This is a genomic window from Streptomyces sp. TLI_55, from assembly GCF_900206255.1.
Taxonomy (GTDB): domain Bacteria; phylum Actinomycetota; class Actinomycetes; order Streptomycetales; family Streptomycetaceae; genus Streptomyces; species Streptomyces aquilus.
This window is the reverse complement of sequence record NZ_OAOJ01000001.1, coordinates 8,367,045-8,391,259: the sequence shown is the minus strand read 5'-3', so window position 1 is coordinate 8,391,259 and position 24,215 is coordinate 8,367,045. Positions and strand designations below refer to the sequence as shown.

Annotated in this window: 20 protein-coding genes; 13 read left to right on the top strand and 7 right to left on the bottom strand. The window is 73.1% G+C overall.

Going from position 1 to position 24,215, the window contains the following annotated elements; all coding sequences use genetic code 11:
* Positions 1-3: 3 nt before the first annotated feature.
* The 5 genes from CRP56_RS38415 (at position 4) to CRP56_RS38395 (ending at position 4,028) form a co-directional block, all read left to right on the top strand.
* A complete protein-coding gene (locus tag CRP56_RS38415) occupies positions 4-651 on the top strand; it encodes a response regulator (RefSeq protein ID WP_097272057.1) in 648 nt (215 codons plus the stop codon).
* Between the two features lie 117 nt (positions 652-768).
* The gene (locus CRP56_RS38410) at positions 769-1,398 is read left to right on the top strand and encodes a DUF6629 family protein (protein ID WP_097272055.1); all 630 of its coding nucleotides are present in this window, start codon (positions 769-771) and stop codon (positions 1,396-1,398) included.
* Between the two features lie 94 nt (positions 1,399-1,492).
* Positions 1,493-2,122, top strand: coding sequence for a hypothetical protein (locus CRP56_RS38405; protein WP_097272053.1), 630 nt, complete (start codon positions 1,493-1,495; stop codon positions 2,120-2,122).
* A 69-nt stretch (positions 2,123-2,191) separates the two neighbouring features.
* Positions 2,192-2,914, top strand: a complete 723-nt coding sequence (locus CRP56_RS38400; RefSeq protein WP_097272051.1) for a DUF1775 domain-containing protein — start codon at positions 2,192-2,194, stop codon at positions 2,912-2,914.
* A 142-nt stretch (positions 2,915-3,056) separates the two neighbouring features.
* Complete coding sequence (locus CRP56_RS38395) at positions 3,057-4,028, top strand: NAD(P)-dependent alcohol dehydrogenase (protein ID WP_097272049.1); 972 nt, start codon at positions 3,057-3,059, stop codon at positions 4,026-4,028.
* Between the two features lie 5 nt (positions 4,029-4,033).
* Here the strand turns inward: CRP56_RS38395 and CRP56_RS38390 are convergent, their stop codons facing one another.
* The gene (locus CRP56_RS38390) at positions 4,034-4,555 is read right to left on the bottom strand and encodes a MarR family winged helix-turn-helix transcriptional regulator (protein ID WP_097274872.1); all 522 of its coding nucleotides are present in this window, start codon (positions 4,553-4,555) and stop codon (positions 4,034-4,036) included.
* Between the two features lie 60 nt (positions 4,556-4,615).
* Between CRP56_RS38390 and CRP56_RS38385 the strand changes: the two genes are divergently transcribed.
* Both CRP56_RS38385 and CRP56_RS38380 read left to right on the top strand, forming a co-directional pair.
* Positions 4,616-5,563 (top strand): EamA family transporter, encoded by a 948-nt coding sequence (locus CRP56_RS38385; protein ID WP_097272047.1) that lies wholly within the window; start codon positions 4,616-4,618, stop codon positions 5,561-5,563.
* Positions 5,526-6,338 (top strand): class I SAM-dependent methyltransferase, encoded by an 813-nt coding sequence (locus tag CRP56_RS38380; RefSeq protein ID WP_097272045.1) that lies wholly within the window; start codon positions 5,526-5,528, stop codon positions 6,336-6,338. The genes CRP56_RS38385 and CRP56_RS38380 overlap by 38 nt, the downstream gene beginning before the upstream one ends.
* 166 nt (positions 6,339-6,504) lie before the next feature.
* Here the strand turns inward: CRP56_RS38380 and CRP56_RS38375 are convergent, their stop codons facing one another.
* Positions 6,505-7,677 carry a serine hydrolase domain-containing protein gene (locus CRP56_RS38375; protein ID WP_097272043.1) on the bottom strand — a complete coding sequence of 391 codons (1,173 nt, stop codon included), beginning with the start codon at positions 7,675-7,677 and terminating at the stop codon, positions 6,505-6,507.
* Between the two features lie 104 nt (positions 7,678-7,781).
* Positions 7,782-8,711, bottom strand: coding sequence for a LysR family transcriptional regulator (locus CRP56_RS38370; protein ID WP_097272041.1), 930 nt, complete (start codon positions 8,709-8,711; stop codon positions 7,782-7,784).
* Between the two features lie 139 nt (positions 8,712-8,850).
* On the opposite strand from CRP56_RS38370, the gene CRP56_RS38365 reads away from it, so the two are divergent.
* Positions 8,851-10,125, top strand: coding sequence for an MFS transporter (locus CRP56_RS38365; protein ID WP_097272039.1), 1,275 nt, complete (start codon positions 8,851-8,853; stop codon positions 10,123-10,125).
* Positions 10,126-10,143: 18 nt separating this feature from the next.
* Here the strand turns inward: CRP56_RS38365 and CRP56_RS38360 are convergent, their stop codons facing one another.
* Positions 10,144-11,373: a PP2C family protein-serine/threonine phosphatase gene (locus CRP56_RS38360; RefSeq protein WP_097272037.1), complete on the bottom strand. Its 1,230-nt coding sequence runs from the start codon at positions 11,371-11,373 to the stop codon at positions 10,144-10,146.
* 239 nt (positions 11,374-11,612) lie between these two features.
* On the opposite strand from CRP56_RS38360, the gene CRP56_RS38355 reads away from it, so the two are divergent.
* From CRP56_RS38355 to CRP56_RS38340, 4 genes are all read left to right on the top strand, one after another.
* Positions 11,613-12,719: a serine hydrolase domain-containing protein gene (locus CRP56_RS38355; protein WP_097272035.1), complete on the top strand. Its 1,107-nt coding sequence runs from the start codon at positions 11,613-11,615 to the stop codon at positions 12,717-12,719.
* 968 nt (positions 12,720-13,687) lie between these two features.
* Positions 13,688-16,168 (top strand): SpoIIE family protein phosphatase, encoded by a 2,481-nt coding sequence (locus CRP56_RS38350; protein ID WP_097272033.1) that lies wholly within the window; start codon positions 13,688-13,690, stop codon positions 16,166-16,168.
* A gap of 126 nt (positions 16,169-16,294) precedes the next feature.
* Positions 16,295-18,970: a SpoIIE family protein phosphatase/ATP-binding protein gene (locus tag CRP56_RS38345; protein WP_097272031.1), complete on the top strand. Its 2,676-nt coding sequence runs from the start codon at positions 16,295-16,297 to the stop codon at positions 18,968-18,970.
* A 134-nt stretch (positions 18,971-19,104) separates the two neighbouring features.
* Positions 19,105-19,926, top strand: coding sequence for a chitosanase (locus CRP56_RS38340; protein WP_097272029.1), 822 nt, complete (start codon positions 19,105-19,107; stop codon positions 19,924-19,926).
* Positions 19,927-19,944: 18 nt separating this feature from the next.
* Here CRP56_RS38340 and CRP56_RS38335 read toward each other — a convergent pair whose 3' ends face one another.
* Both CRP56_RS38335 and CRP56_RS38330 read right to left on the bottom strand, forming a co-directional pair.
* Complete coding sequence (locus CRP56_RS38335; protein ID WP_097272027.1) at positions 19,945-20,874, bottom strand: CU044_5270 family protein; 930 nt, start codon at positions 20,872-20,874, stop codon at positions 19,945-19,947.
* Complete coding sequence (locus CRP56_RS38330) at positions 20,867-21,520, bottom strand: RNA polymerase sigma factor (RefSeq protein WP_097272025.1); 654 nt, start codon at positions 21,518-21,520, stop codon at positions 20,867-20,869. Before CRP56_RS38330 ends, CRP56_RS38335 begins: the two co-directional genes overlap by 8 nt.
* A gap of 212 nt (positions 21,521-21,732) precedes the next feature.
* On the opposite strand from CRP56_RS38330, the gene CRP56_RS38325 reads away from it, so the two are divergent.
* Positions 21,733-23,097, top strand: coding sequence for an FAD-dependent oxidoreductase (locus CRP56_RS38325; RefSeq protein WP_097272023.1), 1,365 nt, complete (start codon positions 21,733-21,735; stop codon positions 23,095-23,097).
* 61 nt (positions 23,098-23,158) lie between these two features.
* Here the strand turns inward: CRP56_RS38325 and CRP56_RS38320 are convergent, their stop codons facing one another.
* On the bottom strand, positions 23,159-24,160 hold the full coding sequence (locus CRP56_RS38320; protein WP_097272021.1) for a zinc-dependent alcohol dehydrogenase family protein: 1,002 nt from the start codon (positions 24,158-24,160) through the stop codon (positions 23,159-23,161).
* Between the last annotated feature and the right edge of the window lie 55 nt (positions 24,161-24,215).

The following is a 24,215-nucleotide window of genomic DNA, read 5'->3' as shown; positions in this document are numbered from 1 at the left end:
GCCTTGACGATCCCCGACCGCTCTCGCCGCGTGCGCATCCTGGTCTGCGACGACCATGCCGTCGTACGTGCCGGACTGCTCGCGCTGCTCGACAGTGCCCCGGACATCGAGGTCGTCGGGGAGGCCGGCACCGGTGAGGAGGCGCTGGCGCTGGCCGCGAAGCTCACGCCGGACGTGGTGCTGATGGACCTCCAGCTGGGCGAGGGCCTCGACGGCGTGGAGACCACGCGCCGCCTCACCTCCGCGCCGGGCGCCCGCCCGCACGTCCTGGTGCTGACGACGTACGACACCGACGCCGACATCACCCGCGCCATCGAGGCGGGCGCCACCGGCTATCTCCTCAAGGCCGAGCGCCCCGACGAGCTGTTCGCGGCGATCCACGCCGCCGCCGACGGTCGCACCACGCTGTCGGCGCCGGTCGCCGGCCGGGTGATGGCCAACCTGCGCAAGCCCCGCCCCACCCTCACCGACCGCGAACGCGACATCCTCGCCCAGTTGGCCCGCGGCATCGGCAACCGGGACATCGCCCGCGCCCTGTTCATCAGCGAGGCCACCGTGAAGACCCACCTCCGCCGCATCTACGACAAGCTCGGCGTCGACACGCGGGCAGGGGCGGTGGCGGTCGCCAAGGAGAGGCGCCTCCTTCCGTAGGGAGGGGCCACACTGGTTCCGGCCCCCCTCCCGCCGAGGTGACCGTGTCGCCCCGGCCGACGCCCCACGCGGACGTAACGTGGTGGCTTCCGATGCCGTAAACCCCTGGATGGCGTGATGTGTTGGAGTGCGACGGCCGACCTGGTGGCCGGTACGGCGGTCGCGGGTATCGGTGTCGCCTGTGTGGCGCGGGTGCGTGATCCGCGCGATCTCCCGCTGGCCGGGCTGCCGTTGCTGCTCGGCGCGCATCAGATCGTCGAGGCGCTGGTGTGGAACTCCGGTGGCGGCTGCGGCGTCGCGACGGTGGTGTGGGCCGTGATCGCGCTGCCGGTACTGGCCGTGGGGGTGCCGTCGGCTGTGTGGTGCGCCGCCACGCGACACGCGCGACGCCGTCTGTCCGTGCCGGTGCTGATCGGCGCGGCAACCGCCGCCGCGCTCGCCCACGCCTTGGCCTCCCGTCCGGTGACTGCCGAGATCCGCGGCCATACGATGGGCTACTCCATCGGCCTCTCACACACTCCCCTCCTCATCGCCGGGTATCTGCTGGCGACCGTGGGCTCCTTGCTGCTCTCAGGTGACCGGCGGCTGTTTGTGCTGGGGGTGCTCGTCGCCGTTGGTGCGGTGGTCTGCTCGGCGTTGTGGCGGCTGGAGTTCGTCTCAACGTGGTGCGCGCTGGCCGCCCTGTGCTCGGTGGTGCTGCTCGGCTGGGTCCGCGCCCGCCCGCGTGGCGCGGTGGCCGCGGCCTGACCCCACCGATCCGTAGTCGCCTCCGCCTGACCCCCACCGATCTTTCTGCAGCCACCTGCGCGCCCCACCCCCCATGGGACAGGATGAGCAGGTCATGCACCCCCACGTCAGCCACCGTCCAGCGCCTCTGCCCGTGTTGCGGGCCGCGGTGTTCGCCGTCGTCGGCGCCGTGCTCGGGGTGAGCGCCCATCATCTGTTCGGTGCGGAGTCCGTGCCGTGGGCGCAGGCGTCGACCGTCGCCGGCGGGCTCTTCGGGCTGGGTCTGGTCGGCGTACGGCGGCCACGGCACGTGGGCACGGTCGTGGTGTTCAGCGTGGCGGGACAGTCGGGGCTGCACCTGTGGCTGACGCTCACCACGCACACTCCTCACGCGCAGGGTCACGTCCACCACGGCGGCCTCGCCATGGGTCATGAGCGGCTGCACGACTCCGTCGCCATGACCGTCGCCCACGCCCTGGTCGCCGTACTCGTCGCGGTGTTGCTGCATCGCGCGGACGCCGCCTGCTGGACACTGGTCCGCGGTGTGGGCGCGGCAATGGGCTCGGTACGGGCCCAAGTCGCCGCCGCCCGGGCGCTGTTCACCCAACCACGGATGTCCGGACTGCTCGACGTACCGGTTGCGGTGCGGGCCGAGCGGGCGCGGCCGACGCTCACCGGGACCGTCCTCGCGCATGCGGTGGTGCGGCGGGGGCCGCCGTCGGGTCGGGCGGTTCTCGTCAACTGACCCGATCGGGGCGCGCGTTCGGCTTCGCCGTGCGGCGGCCCCGGCAACCCCCCATGCCTGGAGACACCCATGTCCCGCATCATCCGCCGGCTGACCGTCGCGGCCGCCGCAGCAGCAACCGCCGTCCTGTTCACCGCCGTTCCGGCCGCCGCCCATGTCGAGGTCGAGTCGGACGACGCTCAGGCCCTCGCCGAGAACGCCGAACTCGCCTTCACCGCCGAGTCGGAGTCCGCCACCGCCGGGATCGCCCAGATCCGGGTGGTCCTGCCCAAGGGCATCGCCCCGTCCGACGTGACGTACGGGAAGGGGCCCGAGGGGTGGAAGTTCACCGCGACGGACGACGGCTACCTCGTGAAGGGCGCGGCGCTGAAGGTGGGCGCCGATGCCGAATACTCCGTCGTCGTACGGCAGTTGCCCGACGCGAAGGAGCTGGCGTTCAAGACGCTCCAGACGTACGGCGACGGCAAGGTCGACCGCTGGATCGAGCTCGACGAGTCCGGCGACGACGACGGACACGGGCACGGCGAGGGCAATCCGGCCCCGGTGCTGAAGCTGAAGGCCGCCGCGCCGGGGGCGACGCCGGTCGGGCCCTCCCCCAGTGCGTCCGCGAGCACGTCGGCGACCCCGACCGCCGAGGAGTCCAGCACCTCGCCGACCCCGCAGGCGGCCGACACCGAGAAGGACGAGGACGACGGCGGTCTGTCCGCGGGGGCGTGGATCGCGATCGCGGTGGTGCTCGTCGTGGCCGTGGCCGTGGTGTTCGTACGACGCAGGGGCGGCGCCCGGCAGTAGGGCGACCGGAAGCGCCTCACGCCCCTGCCTCAAATGCCTCCGCATCCCGGCGAGTTCGGGTTGCGGGGGCTGGTCGTGGGCGCGGTTCGAGGGGGACGATCCCGGGAGAGCGCCGTCGTACCGGCGCGGAGGGGAGCCCCCGATGAAGGCCATCGTCCAGTACGCGTACGGCTCCACCGAAACCCTGGAACTGCGGGACGTCGAGCGTCCCGTGCCCCGCGACGACGAAGTGCTGGTGGAGGTGCGTGCCGCGGGCGTCGATCCGAGCGTCTGGCATCTCATGACCGGGCGGCCCTATGTCGCCCGGCTCAGTCCCGAGCTCGGCCTGCGTCGGCCCGCTCACGTCGTGCGCGGGTGGGACGCGGCGGGGCGGGTGGCGGCGGTCGGGAAGAAGGTGACCGGGTTCAAGCCGGGGGACGAGGTGTTCGGGCAGTGCGACGGCTCCTTCGCGGAGTACGCGCGCGCCAGACCCGACCAGCTCGCCGCCCTGCCCGACGGCCTCTCCTTCACGCAGGCCGCCGCTCTGCCCGTCTCCGGCGTGACCGCGCTCCAGGCCCTCGACCTGGCCCGCCCGCGGCCCGGCGACAAGGTGCTCGTGATCGGCGCCTCGGGCGGCGTGGGGACGTACGCCGTGCAGCTCGCCGCCCATTACGGGGCCCGGGTCACCGGGGTGTGCGGGCCCGGCGCGGCCGATCTGGTGCGGTCACTGGGGGCGGCCGACGTCATCGACTACACACGGGAGGACGTCACCGACCGGCCCGTCCGCTACGACCTCGTCGTCGACGCCGCCGGGAACCGTTCCCTGAGCCGGTTGCGCCGGGTCCTCGCGCCGCGGGGCACGGTCGTCTTCGTCGGCGGCGAGGACGGCGGGCCCTTGCTGGGCGGCCTGGACCGCCTGGTGCGCGGACTGGTGCTGTCGCTCTTCGTGGGGCAGCGCCTGCGCCCGCTGTTCGCCCGTACCCGGCAGCCGGACCTGCTCCGGCTCAAGGCCCTCGCGGAGACCGGCGTGATCGCGCCGGTGATCGACCGCACCTATCCGCTGGACGAGGCCGTGGCCGCCGTACGCCACCTGGAGAGCGGGCATCCGCGGGGCAAGCTCGTCGTCACCGTCTGAGCGCGTCAGCTCTCCGTCGGGGGTTCCAGACGGGCGAGCCAGGTGGTGAGCAGCGCTTCGAGGGTCTCGGCCTCGGCGGGGGTGAGGAGGTCCAGGAGCCGGCGTTCGTTGTGGATGTGGTCGGTGAAGGCCCGGTCGATCAGTTCGCGGCCGGGGCGGGTGAGGGCGACGATCCGGCCGCGCTGGTCGTCGGCGGAGCGGCGGCGGGTGACGAGTCCGGCCCGCTCCAGACGGTCGATGCGCTTGGTCATCGCGCCGGTGGTCACCATGGTGTGCGCGGCGAGCTCGCCGGGTGCCCGCTCATAGGGCTCACCGGCGCGGCGCAGGGCGCACAGGACGTCGAACTCCCCCTCGCCGAGGCCGTGACGGCCGTAGACGAGCTCGAGTTCCTCGGTGAGCCGGCCGGCGAGGCGGTGCAGCCTGCCGATCACTCCCTGCGGGCCGACGTCGAGGTCGGGTCGCTCGCGGCGCCAGTCGGCCTGGATACGGGCCACACGGTCCGGCGTTCGCCGGTCTTCCACGGACATGGACCCCATTTTAGCTTCCCGGGAAGTTATATAACTTCCCGGGAAGCTATATTGGCTTCCATGGAAGCCAATTCCCGATGGGTGGCGCTGACGGCGGTGGCACCGGTGGCCTGGGGCACCAACTACTACGTCACCCACGAGTTCCTCCCGACGGACAGCCCGCTGTACGGGGCCGCGCTGCGGGCGCTGCCCGCCGGTGTCGTGCTGCTGGCCCTCGCACGGCGGCGGCCGCACGGGGTGTGGTGGTGGCGCTCGGCGGTGCTCGGGCTGCTCAACGTGAGCGTGTTCTTCGTCCTCGTCTACGCCGCCTCGCAGCTGCTTCCGACGAGCGTGGCCTCGACCGTCATGGCGGTCTCCCCGCTGACGATGATGCTCATCGCCTGGTCCCTGGTCGCCGAGCGGCCCGGCGCCGCGCATCTCACCGGCGCCGCGATCGGGCTCGCCGGGGTCTGTCTGATGCTGTTCACCGGCGCGGAGGGGCTGAGCGTGCCGGGGGTGCTGGCCTCGGGCGGGGCCATGCTGGTGTCGGCGTTCGGCCACATCCTGACCAAGCGGTGGAACGCCGGTGGCGCGGTGCTCGCCTCGACCGCCTGGCAGCTCACCGCCGGGGCGCTGTTCCTGCTGCCGGTCGCGGCGGCCGTGGAGGGCCCGCCGCCCGCCCTGTCCGCCTCGGCGCTCCTCGCGTTCGCCTACGTCTCCGTCGTCGCCACGGCTCTGGCGTTCACGGTGTGGTTCGCCGGACTGCGGCACCTGCCCTCGGGGACGGTCGGCCTCATCGGGCTGCTCAATCCCGTGACCGGCGTCCTGCTGGGCACGGTGGTGGCGGGCGAGGCGCTGACCGTGCGGCAGCTGTGCGGGCTGGGGCTGGTGCTGCTCGGGGTCGCGCTCGGCCGCCCGGGACGCGCCAAGCCGGTGCCCCGGGCCGTGCCTGCGGCCTGCAACGCCCCTCGAGACGGGGCAAGGTGGAGGGGTGAGCGAACAGCGCTTCGACGTGTGGGCCGCCGGTGACGCCTACGAGCGGTACATGGGCCGCTGGAGCCGGCGGGTGGCCGACGCGTTCGTCCGGTGGCTGGGCTGTCCGCCCGAGGACCGGTGGCTGGACATCGGCTGCGGGTCGGGGGCGTTGACCTCGACGGTGGCGGTACGGTGCCGGCCCGGGGTGCTGCTGGGTGTGGAGCGGTCCGCCGGGTTCGCGGCGACGGCACGCGCCGCCGCTCCCCCGCCCGCCCGGGTCGTCGTGGCGGACGCCCAGGCTTTGCCGGTGCGGGACGCGGTCTTCGACGCGGCCGTCAGCGGGCTGGTCCTCAACTTCCTTCCCGAGCCCGGTGTCGCGCTGGCGGAGGCGGTGCGGGTGGTGCGGCCGGGGGGTGTGGTGGCCGCCTATGTGTGGGACTACGGCGAGGGCATGGGGTTCCTGAGCCACTTCTGGGCCGCCGCGACCACGGTCGACCCGTCGGCCGCGGCCCATGACGAGGGCCGCCGCTTCCCGTTGTGCCGACCGTCCGCCCTGCGTCCGCTGTGGACCGGGGCGGGACTGGTCGAGGTGACGGTGGTGCCGGTCGAGATCCCCACCGTGTTCGCGGACTTCGACGACCTCTGGGCCCCGTTCCTGTCCGGTCAGGGCCCGGCACCCGGGTACGTGGCCGCCCTCGCCCCCGGCGTCCGGGAGCGGGTGCGGCGGACGCTGCACGAGCGGGTGCCGGCGCGCGCGGACGGGACGATCGCCCTCACGGCGCGCGCCTGGGCGGTACGGGGGCGCAAGCCGGCGGCTGGCGCAGCGTGACCGTGGCGCCGCACGGGAGTGGAACGCGTTCAAGGACACCAGCAGGTGCCGCACCGGGAAACCCCGGTCCCAGACCGCGTGTCCCACGCCGCCGCCCACCCCTGTCCCGTCGTCCACGACGGCACACAGCGGGTCGGCGGCGACGCGCGGAGCACAGGGTTTTCCGTCAGGCGTGCGGGTCGCGCACCAGGGCGCAGACCAGGTTCTCCTCGATCTTGCGCATGCGCTCCACCTGGTCGGCGTCCGTGGCCTTGTTGATCTGGGTGGTGGCGGAGAATGTCACCGAGCGGCGCCCGTCCGGGGTGGCCGCGACGAACTGCGTGTAGCCGAGGGTGTTGCCGGTGTGGCCGAAAACGGCACCGCACCGGGTGTCGTACCGGAAGAGCGCCAGCCCCGCACGGTTGTGTCCCGGCCCCGCGGGCTCGGAGGAGCCCTCGATCCACCGCCGTTGCGCGTGGATCTCACGCCCGCCGAAGAGCGCCCCGCCGACGTAGCCGTGGATGAAGCGGGTCATGTCGGCCGGCGTGGAGACGATGCCTCCGGAGGCCCACACCCCGGACATGCCCAGCACCTCGCTGACGTCCTCCGGAGCGGCCCCCGGCTCGACGGCGTAGCCGTGCATGTAGGGCTTCGGCATGCGGTAGCCCTGCGGAAGGCTCGTGCGGTGGAGGCCGAGCGGGGTGTAGACGAGGTCGCGCAGGAGGCGTTCGTACGGTGTTCCGGTCGCCGCCTCCGCCATCAGCGCGACCGCGATGTTGTCGGAGTTGGAGTACTGGTAGCGGCTGCCCGGCGGGAAGCGGAGCGGCTGGTCGGCCACGTAGTCGAGCAGGCGGCGGGAGTCGAAGTGGTGGTGCGGGTCGGCGAGGATCTCGGCCCGGAACGCGGCGCTCTCCGAGAAGTCCGGCAGTCCGCTGGTGTGCTGGAGCAGCTGGCGCAGTGTCACCGCGCCCCACGCGCGCGGCAGTTGGGGCAGCCGCTCGCGCAGGGTGTCGTCGAGGTCCAGGGCGCCGCGGTCGGTCAGGGCCAGGGCGACGGCACCGCTGAAGGCCTTGGCGGTGCTGGCGATGCGCATGTGGTCGTCCGGGCGGGGCGGGCGGCCGGTGCGGACGTCGGCGGTGCCCGCGGTGAGGACACGGGTCTTCCTGCCGTAGTCGAGGACGGCGATGACGGCGGGCGGGCCGCCCGCACTGTGGACGAACCGGTCGAGTTGTTCCTGGAGTCGGTGGTCGTCGCCGCGCTTCGGTGTCGCGGACGCGGGGCCGGCGGCGGTGACCGGGGTCAGTACGGCCACGCAGAGGGCGGCCACGGAGGCGGCGCGCAGGCTGGAACGCAGAGGCATCGAGGGCTCCTGGGGGTGGGCTGGACTGCGGTCCAGCCTCTCCGCCCCCGCCCGTCACCTGCTTCTTGTGCTGCTGCATCCGGCCCAGTGGGGTGCACTGGGATTCACTGCGCCCAGTGCGGTGTCCAGATCTGCCGGGTGCCGTGCCCCTGCCGGGCGGCGTCGAGGTGGGCGCGCAGGGCGGTGAGGGCCGGGTGGGGGTTGTCGGCGCGCCAGATCAGGGAGTGCGGGTAGACGGGCATCGGGTCGTGCAGGGCGATGCGCCGCAGGTCGTGGTCGGCGGGCCAGCCGAGGCGGGTCTGCGCGCCGACCAGGGTCGCCAGGGAGGGCGAGTCGGCGATGGTGTCCAGGAGCGGGTCGGTGCCGAAGTCGGGTCCGGTGGCCTCGATGGTGAGACCGAACGCGGCGGCGAAGTCGTCGTAGTAGGCGGCCCACTCGGTGCCGTCGACGAGGCCGGGCATCCAGATCCGGTGGCCGACGAGCCGGTCCGGGGTGACGGAGCGGGCCGCGGCGAGCGCGTGTCGCGGGCCGGTCAGGAGCTGGACGGGCTCGTCGTGGACGCGGGCGGTGGCGATGCCGTCGGGGAGCCTGCGGGCGGGGAGGGTGACGGCACGGAAGGAGGCGTCGATGGTGCCGGAGCGGACCGCGGCGAAGGCCTCCTTGGCGTCGAAGAGGGTCACCACGTCCAGTTCGACGTCCGGGTGGGCGCGATGGAAGCCGCGCAGGACGTCCGCCGGGGCCAGCCGGCGCCCGATGACGTCCACGCGCAGCGCGCGGCGGCCGGGCCGCACGGAGGCGACGGCCCGTTCCTCGGCGTCGAGGAGGGCCCGGGCGTGGGGCAGGAACGCCTGGCCGTCGATGGTGAGCCGCACGCCCCTGGCCGTGCGGGTGAACAGCCGTACGGCCAGGTCCTTCTCCAGCGCGGCGACGCGTTTGGAGACCGCCTGCTGGGTGATCGACAGGGTCGTGGCGGCGTCCTGGAAGCGTCCCGCGTCCGCGGCCGTCACGAAGGTGCGCACACCGTCGAGGTCCATGGCCGTCATCGTAGAACCACAACTGTTGGTTGTGTCCGGGCCGCGTGGCGGTTGTTTGATCCACGCGGGCCCGGCCCGGTTGGATGTGCAGGCCCGGCCCGGTTGCAGGTGCGGGGTCGGCGAGAGGCGGGTGCGGTTCATGGGGGCGAGACGTTCGCTCGGGCGGTCCTTCGGGTGGCTGTGGGCGGCGTACGGGGTCAGCGCGCTCGGCACCTGGCTCGCCTTCGACGCGTTCGCGCTGGTCGCGATCCTTGTCCTGCACACCGGGCCGGCCCAGGTGTCGGCGCTGTCGGCGGCCGGGCTCGCGGTCGGGGCGATGGTGGCGGTGCCGTTGGGGCCGTGGGTGGAGTTCCGCCGGAAACGGCCGGTGATGATCGGGATGGACCTGGTCCGGTTCGCCGCGCTGATGACGATCCCGGTCGCGTTCGCCCTCGATCGGCTGACGTTCGGACAACTCCTGGTTGTGTCGGTGCTCGTCTCGGCGGCCGACATCACCTTCACCGCCGCGTCCGGGGCGTGTCTCAAGGCGCTGGTGCCGCGGGAGGATCTGCTCGTCGCCAACGGGCGGTTCGAGGCGACGACCTGGAGCACCACCATGGTGGGCCCGCCGCTCGGCGGCGCCGTGGTCGCCGTGTTCGGGCCCGTGACCACCATCGCCGCCAACGCCGTCAGCTTTCTGCTCTCGGCCGGGGGCATCCGCGCCATGGGCGGCACCGAGCCCCCGCCCGAACGCCCCTCGGTCCGCTCGAAGCTCCGCGCCGCCGACCTCCTCCACGGCTGGCGCTTCCTCCTCACCCACGCGACGCTGCGCCCCCTGTTCTTCAACAACGCCCTCGTGAACGGCCTGATCATGGCGGCCCAGCCGCCCCTCGCCGTCCTCATGCTCGGCCGCCTCCACTTCACGCCCTGGCAGTACGGGCTCGCCTTCGCCCTGCCGTGCCTGGGCGGGCTGATCGGGTCGCGGCTGTCCCCGCGCCTGGTCACCCGGTTCGGGCAGCGCCCGGTCCTGCTCGTCGCCGGGACGCTACGGGCCTGCTGGGGATTGGGTCTGGCCTTCGTCGGCCCCGGAACGGCGGGGCTGCTGCTCGTCATGGCCGTGGAGTTCGGGCTGATCACCTGCGCGGCCGTGTTCACGCCCGTCCTGGCGACCTACCGCCTGGAACGCACCCCGACCGACCGCCTCGCCCGCACGCTGTCCGCCTGGTCCATCACGGTCAAGCTGTCCATCGCCGCGCTCACCGCGCTGTGGGGCCTGCTCGCCGCCGCCACGGGCCCGCGCGTCGCCATCGCCACGGCCGGACTGCTGCTCCTCGCGACGCCGCTCCTGCTGCCGCGGCGAGCGCTGCGCACGGGTGAGGCCGACGGGGACGACGGGGACGGCCGTACGGACCCGTCGCTCACCGCCGCGCGCTGACCGGACCGCCGGGTCGCCTCACAGCCGTACGACGATCAGCGCCGTGTCGTCCGTCGCTCCTTCCGGCGGCAGGAGTTCCAGGAGGACCGCGTCCGCCATCGCCGCCGGTTCGGCCGTGCGGTTGCGGGCGAGGGCGTCCGCCAGGCGGGCCAGGCCCGCGTCGATGTCCTCGCGGCGGCGTTCCACCAGCCCGTCCGTGTACAGGACCAGCGTGTCGCCCGCCCGGAAGCCGGCCGTCGCCTCGGGGCGTGAGACGGGGGCGGGGCTGGCGTCCAGCGGCGGGTCCGTGGCCGCGTCGAGGAACTCCACCCGGCCGTCGGCGTGGACCAGCGCCGGCGGGAGATGGCCGGCGCTGCTGTAGGTGACGGTCCGGGCGTCGAAGTCGACGAACGTGGTGGCCACCGTCGCGGACTCGGCGCCGGGGACGACGTGCGCGTACCGGCCCAGCACGTCCAGGGCCTGCGCGGGTCCCTCGGCGACCCGGGACGCTGCGCTCAGCGCGCTGCGCAGCTGGCCCATCACACAGGCCGCCGCCAGTCCGTGCCCGACGACGTCGCCGACCGCCACACAGATGCGGTCGCCGCCGATCCGTTCCACGAGGTCGTACCAGTCGCCGCAGACGTTCAGCGCGCCGACGGCGGGCCGGTAGCGTACGGCGGCCCGGTGGTCGCGCACCTGACGCGGCGCCGGGAGCATCGCCTCCTGGAGGGCCAGGGCGACCTCGCGCTCGCGGGCGTGGGACTTTCTCAGCCGTTCGTTGACCTCCTGCAACTCCCGGGCGCGGATGTACAGTTCGGCCTCCAGCGCGCGGGCCCGGGTGCCGACGGGGCCGCCGCGGTCGCGGATGAACTCGGTGACCTCCTCCACGCGGTGCACCAAGAGAGCGACCTTCCCGTCCGGCCCGAACACGGGGGCGTTGACGGGGCTCCAGTAGCGCTCCTCCCAGCTCCCCGGCTGCTCCAGCGACTGGACGTCGTAGCGCTGGACGGCCATGGTGTCGCGCTCGCCGGTGGCCAGGACGCGTTGCAGGGAGGCGGCGAGGTTGCGCATGCCGGAGGCGGCCGGGTCGCCGGGGTTGTCGGGGAAGACGTCGAAGAGGTAGTGGCCGACGAGCTGCTGCCGACTGCGTCCGGACATGCGGACGAACTCCTCGTTGACGTCCACGTACACCAGCTCGGGCGTCAGGACCGCCACCATGCCGGGCAGGGCCTGGAACACCGCCGCGTAGTCGATCCCCGCGTCCGCCATGGCTCCGCCGCCTCACTGCCGATATCGCCTCACTTCCCACGATATGGGGCCGGGGGCCCGCCCGGTGGGTCTGCCGCAGAGGCGGGGCGGGCACGCCGCCCCTGATGGGCCGCGGGCGCTCTCCTCCGTCCCGATCCGCCGTATACGGCAGCCACGGCAGCCACGGATTCCGGCCACGCCCCGTCCGGGGCCGGAAATTCGGTTGCTGTCCGCCCCTCGCCGGGGGCTAGATTCCGCGCATGGCAGACATCCAGGGCTCGTACGACGATCTGTTCACGGCGGTGCCCAACGCGCTGGCAAGCTTCCTGGACGAGGGCGACACCGGCGGTTCGGCGGCGGTGTTCGTCGACGGCAAGCCCGTGGTGGACGTGTGGGGCGGGTACGCGGACGCCGGGCGGAGCAGGCCCTGGGAGCGGGACACCGTCACCAACGTCTTCTCGGTGACCAAGACGATGACGGCCCTGGCCGCGATCATCCTGGTGGACCGCCTGGAGCTCGATCTGGACGCACCGGTCGCACGCTATTGGCCCGAGTTCGCCGCGGCGGGCAAGGACAAGGTGCTCGTACGGCATCTGCTGTCGCACACCGCGGGCCTGCCCGACTACGCCGGGCCCATCGCCGAGATCTACGACTGGCCCGCCGTCACGGCCCGGCTCGCGGGGCTGGCGCCGCAGTGGGAGCCGGGGACCGCGGCCGGCTACCACTCCCTCACGCAGGGCTTCCTGGTGGGCGAGGTGGTGCGCCGGGTCACGGGCCGCACCCTGGGCACGTTCTTCGCCGAGGAGGTGGCCGGGCCGATCGGTGCCGACTTCCACATCGGCGTGGGCCCCGAGGACGACCATCGCGTGGCGCTCGCCGTCCCACCGCCCGGGCACGACGAGGACTACACCGCGAGCTCCCCGAACGCGGCGCCCCGGCCGGCCTCCGCGACCGCGCTCCGGGTCCGGGACGCCAACAGCATGGCGTGGCGCCGGGCCGAGATCCCCGCGGCCAACGGCTACGGCAACGCCCGCTCCGTCGCGCTCGTGCAGTCCGTGATGGCCTGCGCGGGCGGGATCGGCCCGGTTCGGCTGATGTCCCCGGGCGGGTGCGAGGTGGCGTGGGAGGAGCAGTTCGACGGCGAGGACCGCACCCTCGGCATGCCGATGCGCTGGGGCCTGGGGTACGGCCTGTTCGGCACGGCGTACGGCTGGGGCGGGTGGGGCGGCTCGCTCGTCATGGTCGATCCCTCGGCCCGGATGGCGGTCGCGTACGTGACCAACCAGATGCGCGAGCCCGCGAACGACCAGCGGGGCCTGGAGATCGTCTCGGCGGCGTACGAGGGCCTCCAGGGCCTGTCGGCCTGACATCGGGCGCGCACACCGGTCGCCTCGGGGCCTGGTCCGGCGTTCCCTTCCAGGCACGCCGGGCACGCTCCGGCCTTCGTCCCGCTGTCCGGCCGTACAGGCCGGGCATGCCGCGGTCCTCGTCCGTCGTGGTGTGCCAGGTCGCCGCGGTCCTCGTCCGTCCTGGTGTGCCAGGTCGCCGCGGTCCTCGTCCGTCCAGGTACGCCCGATCCTCGTCCCTCCTGGTGTGCCAGGTACGCCCGATCCTCGTCCCTCCTGGTGTGCCATGTGCGCCCCGATCCTCGTCCGCCCCTTCCACCCGAAGGCGCCGAGCGCACTCCCGTCCCCGTCCGTCCGGGCGCACCACACGCGCCCCAGACCCCGTCCCCCTAACGCGCCGCACGCCACCGCCCGCGTCCACACCATCCGCCCGGAAAGGTCGCCCGCGTTTCCGTCCCCGCCCGCCCGAGCGCGCCACACCCGCCCCAGCCCCCGTCCCCCTCCGCCCTAACGCATCGCACGCCACCGCCCGCGTCCACACCTTCCGCCCGAACGTGCCGCGCGCGCCACCGCCCGCGTCCACACCATCCGCCCGGAAAGGTCGCCCGCGTTTCCGTCCCCGCCCGCCCAGGCGCGCCACACCCGCCCCAGCCCCCGTCCCCCCTCCGCCCGAACGGGCCACCGCTCGCGTCCGCGCCTTCCGCCCGAACGTGCCGCGCGCCGCACTGTCCGCGTCCACACCATCCGCTCGGACAGGTCGCCCGCGTTTCCGTCCCCCTCCGCCCGGACGTGCCGCTCGCGCCCCAGTCCCCGGACGCCTGGGAATGCCAAATGCGCCCCAGTCCCCGACCACCCCCCTCCGCCCGAAGACGCCTGGCACGCCCCCACCCCACCCCCGCCCATCCCTCCCGCCCGGGTGCGCCGCAGGCGTGTCGTGGCGCATTCTTGCTGTGTCGCCCGAGTGGCGGCACAGCGACGAGGCAGGGCTCATGACTGGGAGCGGCGAGGACGCGCACCGGGCGCCGGGACGGCTGGCCGCGCTGCTGATCGACGCCTTGACGGAGGCGATCGGCGCGGCCGGGGGTCACGCCGGCGGTGTCTACCTGCGCTCGCACACCCCGGGAGTGCTGCGGCTGGCGGTCCTCGCCGGACTGCCGGGGCCGCTGTTCAAGCCCTGGTGGCGGCTGCACGCCGACCGGCCCTTCCCCGTCGCCGACGCCTACCGGCTCGGGGTGGACGTGGTGCTGCCGAACGCCACGGAGACGATGCGCCGCTATCCGCAGTTCGCGGCGGGCCTGCCGTTCCAGTTCGGGTCGATGTACGTACCCGTGGTCGGGGCGTCGGAGACGTACGGCGTGCTGACCGTGCTGCGGCCCGCGGTCCCCGACGCCGCCGAGGTGCTGCCCGCGCGCGAGCGGCTGACACGGGTGGCCGAGGAGCTGGCCGCGCGTCTGGAGGACCACCGGGAGGCGGTCGCCTGGGAAGGCGAGCCCCTGTGCGTACGGCCGCCGACCGCGCACCCGTCCGAGGGACGGCTGGGGCGGTTCGCCTGGGACCCGGCGAGCGGTGTCGTCACCGCCGACGCGCCGCTGCACGCGCTGCTCGGCGTGGCGCCGGACGAGTTCGAGGGGACCGTGGAGGCGCTCGCGGAGGCGCTGTCCCCGGGCGACACGGAACGGGTGCTGGCGACACTCCAGGAGACCGCGGCGAGCCGGCCCCCGCCGTCGCTGCCGATGTATGTGCGGGCCCCGGACGGTGGCCTGCGGCTCATGGAGTTCTGGACCCCGGATCCCGGTCCGTCCGGCTCGGACACCCGGCCCGTGCGGGGGTTCGTGCTCGATCCGGGGCCTTCGGTGGCGGGCGACGCGGCCGCCGACCTGCTGCCGGAGGGCGTGTTCTGTCTGGACCGGCTGGGGCTGGTCGCCTACGCCAACCCGCGCGCGGCCCAGCTGCTGCAACGGCCGCGCGACCTGCTCCTCGGGCGCTCGCTGTGGGAGGGCGTGCCCTGGCTGAACCAGCCCGACTTCGAGGACCACCTGCGCAGCGCCCTGCTGTCACCGGACCCGGTGCATCTGCATGTGCGGCGGCCGCCCGACCCGGCGAACGACTCGTACGAGGGCGACTGGCTGGCGTTGTCGGTGTATCCCGGCCCGGATGTGCTGACCTGCACGGTCCAGCCCACGAGCCGGATGCCGGACGCGGCGGAGGCCACGGACGGCGCCGATACGGCCGGCGCGTCCTCGCTGGCCCCGCTGTACCGGCCGATCGTCCTCGCCATCGCCCTGACGGAGGCCGTCACCGCCCGTCAGGTCTCCGCGGTGGTTATGCGGGAGCTGCTGCCGGCGTTCGGCGGCCGGCGGTTCGCGCTGTACCTCCTGCAGGACCGGCATCTGTTCCTGGCCTGGGAGTCCGGTTTCCCGCCGGGGTTCCTCGCCCCGTTCGACGGTGTGGGCCTCGACGCGCAGCTGCCCGGCGTCGAGACGCTCACCACCGGCCGGCCGCTCTTCTTCGACTCGATGGAACAGCTCTCCGCCGCCTACCCGGGCATCGCCCTGGACGCGACGGAGGGCGCCCGTGCCTTCCTGCCGCTGATCGCCTCGGGGCGCCCGGTCGGCTCCTGCATCCTGGGCTTCGACGGGCGGCGCAGCTTCAGCGGCGAGGAGCGTTCGGTGCTGACCGCGCTCGCCGGGCTGATCGCCCACGCCATGGAGAAGGCCCAGCGCTACGAGAGCGAGGCCTCGCTGGCCCGCGGGCTCCAGCAGGCGCTGCTGCCCCGGCGGCTGACGGAGCATCCGCTGGTGGAGACCGCCGGACGCTATCTGCCGGGCACCCAGGGCATGGAGGTCGGCGGCGACTGGTACGACGTCGTCGAGTCGGGGGACGGCCTGGCCCTGGTCATCGGGGACGTCCAGGGACACGGCGTGCAGGCCGCCGCCACGATGGGGCAACTGCGCAGCGCGGTGCGGGCGTTCGCGCTCGGCGACCGGCCGCCGGACGAGGTGATGAGCGGTACGAACCATCTCCTCATCGACCTCGATCCCGGTCAGTTCGCCAGTTGCTGCTACATCCGGCTCGACCCGGCCACCGGACTCGCCCGTGCCGCCCGGGCCGGCCATCCCCCGCCCCTGCTGCGCAACCCCGACGGCAGCACCCGCGTCCTCGACCTGCCCGGCGGTGTCGTCCTCGGCGTCGATCCCGGGGCCCGCTACCCGGTCACCGAGTTGCAGATGGAACCCGGCGCCGTCCTCGCGCTGTACACCGACGGTCTCGTCGAGCGGCCCGGCATCGACATCGACGACGGCATCAGCGCCCTGCGGGTGGCCCTGACCCGGGCCGGCAACCCCTCGACCCGTCTCGCGGACCTGGCCGACCGCCTCACCACGGCGGCCCGGCACACGGCCGAACGGCCGGACGACATCGCCCTGCTGCTGGCGACCCGGCGCCCGGAGCGAAGGCGGCGGCAGCGATGACCCGCCCCGGCACCGTGGCCGCGGCGGCCGGAACCACCGGACCTGCGGTGCGGAAGTGTCGTGCAGGTCGTGTCACGGACCGTGACGCCCCTCGCCTCCTGGGGCCGTGCAGTGTAGACATGGCACATGGGCCGACTCTCGCAGCGTGACGCAGGCCCGTCGCGGCGCGCGCGGCCGGAGGTACGGTCGGCGCTGGGCGGACGCAGCGTCGCCGGACAGGTGTTCGTCCTCCAGGTCGTGATCGTGCTGCTGCTGGTCGTGGCCGCTGTGGTGGCCCTGGTGCTCCAGGTGCGGCACGACAGCACGACCGAGGCCCGCAACCGCTCGGTCGCCGTCGCCCAGGCCTTCGCCAACGCGCCGGGCACCCGTGAGGCGCTCGACGACCCCGATCCGACCGCGGTGCTGCAGCCCCGGGCCGAGGCCGCGCGCAAGGCGACCGGCGTCGACTTCATCGTCGTACTCAACACCGACGGCATCCGCTACACGCACCCCAAGCCGAACCGTATCGGGAAGAAGTTCGTCGGCAATCTCGAACCCGCACTGGCCGGGCACGTGGTGACCGAGGAGATCAACGGGACCATCGGGCAGCTGGTGCAGGCGATCGTGCCGATCAAGGACCCGGACGGGAAGGTGGTCGGCGCGGTGTCGGCCGGTATCACCACGGCCCACGTGGGCGGCGCCGCGGACGAGCAGCTGCCGTTGCTGATCGCGATGGCGGCCGGCGGACTCGCGGTGGCCACGGCGGGCACGGCCCTGGTCAGCAGACGGTTGCAGCGCCAGACGCACGGCCTGGGTCCGCACGAGATGACCCGCATGTACGAACACCACGACGCGGTGCTGCACTCGGTGCGCGAGGGTGTGCTCATAGCGGACGGCGAGGGCCGGCTCCTGCTCGTCAACGACGAGGCGCAGCGGCTGCTGCACCTGCCCGCGGACGCCGAGGGCCGACAGGTCGCCGAGCTCGGTCTGCCGCCGGACACCGCCGATCTGCTGGCCTCCGGGCGGGTCGCGACGGACGAGGTGCACCTGGTCGGCGACCGGCTGCTGGTCATCAACCAGCGGGCCACGGAGCTGGAGGGCGGCCCGGCGGGCACCGTGGCGACCCTGCGCGACTCCACGGAGCTGCGGGCCCTGTCGGGCCGGGCGGAGGCGGCGCGGGAGCGGCTGAACATGCTGTACGACGCCGGGGTGGGCATCGGCACCAGCCTGGACGTCACCCGTACCGCCGAGGAGCTGGCGGAGCTGGTCGTACCCCGGTTCGCGGACTTCGCCACCGTGGACCTGTTCGACGCGGTGCTCGGCGGCGGGCAGCCGGAGGCGGGGACGGAGCTGCGTCGTACGGCGTTCAGCGGCATCCGCAAGGACGCGCCGCTGTACCCGGTGGGCGAGCGGATGCGGCTGGTGGCGTCCGCTCCGCAGGCCCGTGCCCTGCGCTCCGGTCAGGCGGTCCTGGAATCCCGGCTGGCGGAGTCGCCGGGCTGGCGGGCCCAGGATCTGGAACGCACCTCGCAGGTCCTGGAGTTCGGCATCCACTCGCTGATCGCCGTGCCGCTGCGGGCGGGCGCGCTGGTTCTGGGCGTGGTCAACTTCTGGCGTTCGCAGAAGGCGGAGCCCTTCGACACCGACGAAGTGGCCCTGGCGGAGGAGCTGGTGGCACGGGCGGCGGTCTCCATCGACAACTCCCGCCGCTACACGCGCGAGCACACCATGGCGGTCACGCTCCAGCGCAGCCTGCTGCCGCGCAGCCTGCCCGAGCAGAACGCCCTGGACATCGCCTACCGCTATCTGCCCGCGCAGGCGGGCGTGGGCGGCGACTGGTTCGACGTCCTGCCCCTGTCCGGCGCCCGGGTCGCGCTGGTCGTCGGCGACGTCGTCGGCCACGGGCTGCACGCGGCGGCGACGATGGGCCGGCTGCGCACCGCGGTCCACAACTTCTCCTCGCTCGACCTGCCGCCCGACGAACTGCTGGTCCTGCTGGACGAGTTGGTCGGCCGCATCGACCAGGACGAGACCCAGGAGGGCGACAGCGCCCCGGTGACCGGCGCGACCTGTCTGTACGCCGTCTACGACCCCGTCTCCCGGCGCTGCACCCTGGCCCGCGCCGGCCATCCGCCGCCCGCGCTGATCCACCCCGACGGCAGCGTGGAGTTCCCCGACGTGCCCGCCGGTCCCCCGCTGGGCCTGGGCGGTCTGCCGTTCGAGACCGTCGACCTCGAACTCGCCGAGGGCAGCAGGCTGGTGCTGTACACGGACGGGCTGGTCGAGGACCGGGAGCGGGACATCGACGTGGGTCTGGAGCTGCTGGCCGCCGCGCTGGAGCGGGCCGGGGAGACGCCCGAGGAGACCTGCCAGGTGGTGCTGGACTCCAAGCTGACGGCCCGCCCGAGCGACGACATCGCCCTGATCGTGGCCCGCACCCGCGCGCTCGATCCCGGCCGGGTGGCCGAGTGGCAGGTGCCGTCCGACCCGGCGGCGGTCGGGCGGGTCCGGGCCGACGTCACCCGGCAGCTGGCCCAATGGGGCCTGGAGGACCTGGAGTTCACCACCGAGCTGATCCTGAGCGAGCTGGTGACCAACGCGATCCGCTACGGCGGTGATCACATCCGGGTCCGGATGCTGTACGACCGCAGCCTGATCTGCGAGGTCTTCGACAGCAGCAGCACCTCACCCCATCTGCGCTACGCGGCGATGACGGACGAGGGCGGCCGCGGCCTGTTCCTGGTCGCGCAGCTCGCCGACCGCTGGGGCACGCGGTACACGCCCGGGGGCAAGGTCATCTGGGCGGAGCAGCCGGTGCCGTAGCCCGGCCCCTCTCGTTCATTGGTACGAACCTTCTGCCGAAGGGCTGTTCTTCGCGCGCGGCGTCTGATAGGAAACCTTCCTATCAGTGTCACGTACGGCCAACTCCCCACCCCCCACCTCCCTTTGGAGCCGCCGTGAAGCACCCCGCGCGCACCTCGCGCCGCACCCTCCTCACCCTGATCGGCGCGTCCCTGGCGTCGGTCCCGCTCCTTAACAACTCCCCCCGTGCCGCCGCCGCTTCGGCCGCGGTCGGGCTCGACGACCCGGCGAAGAAGGAGATCGCCATGAAACTGGTGTCGAGCGCGGAGAACTCCTCGCTCGACTGGAAGGCGCAGTACAAGTACATCGAGGACATCGGAGACGGCCGCGGCTACACCGCGGGCATCATCGGGTTCTGCTCGGGCACCGGCGACATGCTCGACCTCGTCGAGCTCTACACCGACCGCAAACCCGGCAACGTCCTCGCCCGCTATCTGCCGGCGCTCCGCCGGGTCAACGGCAGCGACTCGCACTCCGGTCTGGACCCGAACTTCCCGGCGGACTGGCGCCGGGCCGCACAGGACGCGGAGTTCCGGCGGGCCCAGGACGACGAGCGCGACCGCGTGTACTTCAACCCCGCGGTCCGTCAGGGCAAGACCGACGGACTGCGCGTGCTCGGCCAGTTCGCCTACTACGACGCCATCGTCATGCACGGCGACGGCGACGACCCGACCAGCTTCCGCAACATCCGGGCGCGGGCCCTGAACCGGGCCCGGCCCCCGGCCCAGGGCGGCGACGAGGTCACCTACCTCAACGCCTTCCTGGACGCCCGGGTGTGGGCCATGAAGCAGGAGGAGGCCCACAGCGACACCAGCCGCGTCGACACGGCCCAGCGGGTGTTCCTGCGCAAGGGCAACCTCGACCTGAACACGCCGCTGGACTGGAAGGTGTACGGCGACAGCTACCACATCGGCTGACCGGGAGCCGGCAGCTGTCTACGGGCGTTGTCCGATGCGGTCGACAACGCCCGTCTCCTGCCGGGCCCGCAGCTCGTGATACCGGTCACGCAACCTCATCCGGCCGTCCACCATCTCCCCGGTGCCGCCGTCGACGTTCAACCCGAGGTAGGCGTAGGTCTTCGTGTCGAAGAGGAACGCGAAGTCGAACGTCGGGTAGGAGACCGCGACCCCCTGGCGGCCGAGCGCGTCCACCGCTTCGCGGTCGGTCCGGACACCGGGGATCAGAGCGACCGCTTCGAAGGTCGCGGCCTCCAGCCCAGGCGGCATGGCGCGCGGCACCACGAAGAACTGGACGGCGTTCACGAACGCCATGCGATCGTCGCCGCCCTTGCCCATCCGCAGCCGCTGCAGGAGCTCGTCCGGCTCCGTCGGCCACTGCGCCAGCTCGGCGTACTCGGTCGGCGGCCACATCACCTGGTGCTTGCCGAGGGGCGGATCGCGGTGGACCTTGCCGTACTCCTGGCGCCGGGAGGGCTTGGAGCCGTCCACGGACATCCAGCTCTCGTCCGTCCAGGTCCTGCGCTTCCCGCCCTTCACATAGGTCCGGGTGATGAACATCTTCGTGTACACGTACTGGTCGTCGCGCGGGATCGGCGTCCCGGCACTGTCGGCACGGGATCGCGCCGCGGCCTTGTGCAGCAGCTCGGCCGCGCTGAGCGTTCCCATCCGCGAGCCGTCCGCGCCTCCGTCCCCGTGGTGCCGCCCGGCCACGACCGCACCACCGGCGACCGCCGCGGTGGCGGTCCCCACCACCGCGACCCTGAGCATCAGCCGCCGCGACAGATCGCCCGGGCGGCCCTCCCGCACGATGGCGCGCCGCAGCCGGGCGCGGGCCGCGAAACGGGCGTCGCCGGTGAGAGGGGCCACGTCGGCCTCGAACTCGCGTACCGCAGTGAGGTCATCCACGACCGGTCTCCTCGTTCTCCTCGTGCAGGGCTGTGGGGTCCGCCCCGCCCAGTGCCTCGCGCAGCCTGGTCCGCGCCCGGTTGAGCCGTGAGCGCACCGTGCCCACGGGGATGCCGAGGGCCTCGGCGGCCTCGGCGTAGTCGAGATCGCCCCAGGCGATCACGAGCAGCACGTCCCGGTACCGCGCGGGCAACTTCGCGAGCGCGCTCGCCAGTTGGGCGCGGGAGTGCTCGGCACCGACCCTCGCCACCACCCGGTCGGCCAGCGCCTCGCCACCGTCTCCGGTCCCCGTCGTGGCGACCCGCGAGAACGCCCTGAGCCGCCGCGCCTCGGCGCGCCGGTGCCGGCCGACGAGGTTGGTGACGATCCCGTACAGCCACGGGCGGGCCTGCGGCCGCGACAGGTCGTAGCGGTGGCGCTGCTGGAACGCGATGACGAAGGTCTCGGCCATCAGGTCGTCGGCCGCCTCGGCGCCGAGCCGCCGGGACGCGTAGCGGTGGATGTCGTCGGCGTATCGGTGAAAGAGGATCTCGAAGGCATCGGGCTCCTCCCGCGATCGCTCGACGACCGCGGCGTCGGACTCGACGCCGTCGCGGGGAACGACGTCGGGAAGGTCCTCGACGCGCGGATCGCCTGTCGATTGCATGCGGTTCCCTTGAGGTCATGGGCATGGTCGACTGCTGTTGTCCGATGCCCGTGATCGAGTTCCCGCGCCGCATGAGAGAGTGCTCGCACAGCCCGTTCAGGTCATAAAGTAGCCTTATGAGCTCATAGACCAGACCCGCGTACCCACTTAGGTTTGCCTTAGTTTAGGCTTCCCGTCGAGATCGCTTGTCGCCTCTCGAAGGGAACCTGATCATGCCCCGCCCCCTGCGGGTAGCCATCGTCGGCGCCGGCCCGGCCGGCATCTACGCCGCCGACGCTCTGCTCAAGTCCGACGTGGCCGCCGAGCCCGGTGTGTCCATCGACCTCTTCGAGCGGATGCCCGCCCCGTTCGGGCTGATCCGGTACGGCGTCGCCCCCGACCACCCCCGTATCAAGGGCATCGTCAAGGCTCTCCACCAGGTCCTCGACAAGCCGCAGGTCCGCCTCTTCGGCAACGTGGACTACGGCACGGACATCCACCTGGACGACCTGCGCGCGTTCTACGACGCGGTGATCTTCTCGACCGGCGCCATGGCGGACCGCGAGCTGAAGATCCCGGGGGTCGAGCTCGACGGTTCCTACGGCGCCGCCGACTTCGCCTCCTGGTACGACGGCCACCCGGACGTCCCGCGCACCTGGCCGCTGGAGGCGGAGAAGGTCGCGGTCCTGGGCGTGGGCAACGTGGCGCTCGACATCTCCCGCATCCTCGCCAAGACGGCGGACGAGCTGCTGCCGACCGAGATCCCGCCGAACGTCTACGAGGGCCTCAAGGCGAACAAGGCCGTCGAAATACACGTGTTCGGCCGCCGTGGCCCGGCGCAGGCGAAGTTCTCCCCGATGGAGCTGCGCGAGCTGGACCACTCCCCCAACATCGAGGTCATCGTCAACCCCGAGGACATCGACTACGACGAGGGCTCGATCGCCGAGCGCCGGGGCAACAAGCAGGTCGACATGGTCGCCAAGACCCTGGAGAACTGGGCGATCCGCGACATCGGCGACCGCCCGCACAAGCTGTTCCTGCACTTCTTCGAGTCCCCGACGGAGATCCTCGGCGAGGACGGCAAGGTCGTCGGCCTGCGCACCGAGCGCACCGAGCTGGACGGCACCGGCAACGTCAAGGGCACCGGCCAGTTCACCGACTGGGACGTCGACGCGGTCTACCGCGCGGTCGGTTACCTCTCCGACAAGCTTCCCAAGCTGCCCTGGGACATCGACTCGGGCACCGTCCCGGACGAGGGCGGCCGGGTCCTCCAGGAGAACGGCGAGCACTTCCCGTCGACGTACGTCACCGGCTGGATCCGGCGTGGCCCGGTGGGCCTCATCGGCCACACCAAGGGCGACGCCAACGAGACGGTCGCCAACCTCCTGGACGACTTCGCCAACGAGCGTCTCCAGAAGCCGGCTTCGCCCGCTCCCGAGGCCGTGGAGGCATTCCTCGCCGAGCGCGAGATCCGCTTCACCACCTGGGAGGGCTGGTACCAGCTGGACGCCGCCGAGAAGGCGCTGGGCGAGCCGCAGGGCCGCGAGCGCGTGAAGATCGTCGAGCGCGAGGACATGCTCAAGGCCAGCGGCGCGTGAGCGAGTTGCCGTAGGCGAGGCGAAGGGGCCGGGAGGTGCACTCCCCGGCCCCTTCGCACGTTCACCGGTGGTCGACGGTGACGACGATCTTCCCGATCTGTGAACCCGCCTCCATGTACCGGTGCGCCTCGGCGATGTCCTCCAGGGCGAAGGTCCGGTCGACGACCGGCGCGAAGACCCCCGTGCGCAGCCCGGACGCGACGAACGCCTCGGCGCGGCGCAGCCGTTCGGGATCGCGGGTCGTCTCGTGGAGGGTGTACGTCCGCATGTTCAGCGCGGGCATCCCCAGGTCGAACCCCGGGTACGGGGTCGGCTGCCCGCTGAGCGCCCCGTACAGCAGCAGCGTGCCGCCGGGGGCGACCGCCCGGGCCAGGTCGACGACCCCGGGGCCGGCCACGGCGTCGAAGACGAACTCGGCACCCCGCCCGGCCGTGCGGTCGAGGACGCGTGCGGTGACGTCCCCCTCCTCGGTCACGATCACGTCGGCCGCCCCCGCCTTCCGCAGCGCCTCCGCCTTGGCGCGGGTGCGCGTGGTGGCGACGGGGACGGCGCCGACGCTGCGGGCGACCTGGATCGCGGCCAGGCCGACACTGCTGGAGGCGGCGGTCAGGACGACCGTGTCCCCGGCCCGCATCCCGGCGACCTCCACCAGTGCCCCGTACGCCGTCACGTACGGCATCCACACGGCGGCGCCCGCCACCGCGTCGAGCCCTTCGGGGCGGTGGAGGACCGCGCGGGCGGGGACGATCGCGCGCTCGGCGTAGACGCCGTACTCGTTCATCGAGAACGCGGGCACCACGCTGACCGGTTGGCCGGCCGCGAACCCCGTCACACCCGGGCCGACGGCCTCGACGACGCCGGCGGCCTCGGTGCCGAGCCGGGCCGGGAACTCCTTGACGGGCTCGATGTACTGGCCGCTGCGGAAGAGCACCTCGGCCCGGTTGAGGCCGATCGTGTCCACCCGGATGAGCAGTTCGCCCGGGCCGGGCTCGCCGACCGGCACCTCTTCGAGCCGCAGCACCTCGGGCCCGCCGACCTCGTGGAACCGTACCGTCCTGACCATGACTCTTCCCCCATCGATCGGGCATTCAAGTTCGACATGCGTCGAACTTCGATGG

Excerpts from the sequence above, each read along its gene's own strand:
- CRP56_RS38410 (WP_097272055.1), top strand. The coding sequence starts at position 769 with ATGTGTTGGAGTGCGACGGCCGACCTGGTGGCCGGTACGGCGGTCGCG.
- CRP56_RS38405 (WP_097272053.1), top strand. The coding sequence starts at position 1,493 with ATGCACCCCCACGTCAGCCACCGTCCAGCGCCTCTGCCCGTGTTGCGG.
- CRP56_RS38400 (WP_097272051.1), top strand. The coding sequence starts at position 2,192 with ATGTCCCGCATCATCCGCCGGCTGACCGTCGCGGCCGCCGCAGCAGCA.
- CRP56_RS38395 (WP_097272049.1), top strand. The coding sequence starts at position 3,057 with ATGAAGGCCATCGTCCAGTACGCGTACGGCTCCACCGAAACCCTGGAA.
- CRP56_RS38390 (WP_097274872.1), bottom strand. The coding sequence starts at position 4,555 with ATGTCCGTGGAAGACCGGCGAACGCCGGACCGTGTGGCCCGTATCCAG.
- CRP56_RS38385 (WP_097272047.1), top strand. The coding sequence starts at position 4,616 with ATGGAAGCCAATTCCCGATGGGTGGCGCTGACGGCGGTGGCACCGGTG.
- CRP56_RS38375 (WP_097272043.1), bottom strand. The coding sequence starts at position 7,677 with ATGCCTCTGCGTTCCAGCCTGCGCGCCGCCTCCGTGGCCGCCCTCTGC.
- CRP56_RS38370 (WP_097272041.1), bottom strand. The coding sequence starts at position 8,711 with ATGGACCTCGACGGTGTGCGCACCTTCGTGACGGCCGCGGACGCGGGA.
- CRP56_RS38365 (WP_097272039.1), top strand. The coding sequence starts at position 8,851 with ATGGGGGCGAGACGTTCGCTCGGGCGGTCCTTCGGGTGGCTGTGGGCG.
- CRP56_RS38360 (WP_097272037.1), bottom strand. The coding sequence starts at position 11,373 with ATGGCGGACGCGGGGATCGACTACGCGGCGGTGTTCCAGGCCCTGCCC.
- CRP56_RS38355 (WP_097272035.1), top strand. The coding sequence starts at position 11,613 with ATGGCAGACATCCAGGGCTCGTACGACGATCTGTTCACGGCGGTGCCC.
- CRP56_RS38350 (WP_097272033.1), top strand. The coding sequence starts at position 13,688 with ATGACTGGGAGCGGCGAGGACGCGCACCGGGCGCCGGGACGGCTGGCC.
- CRP56_RS38345 (WP_097272031.1), top strand. The coding sequence starts at position 16,295 with ATGGGCCGACTCTCGCAGCGTGACGCAGGCCCGTCGCGGCGCGCGCGG.
- CRP56_RS38330 (WP_097272025.1), bottom strand. The coding sequence starts at position 21,520 with ATGCAATCGACAGGCGATCCGCGCGTCGAGGACCTTCCCGACGTCGTT.
- CRP56_RS38325 (WP_097272023.1), top strand. The coding sequence starts at position 21,733 with ATGCCCCGCCCCCTGCGGGTAGCCATCGTCGGCGCCGGCCCGGCCGGC.
- CRP56_RS38320 (WP_097272021.1), bottom strand. The coding sequence starts at position 24,160 with ATGGTCAGGACGGTACGGTTCCACGAGGTCGGCGGGCCCGAGGTGCTG.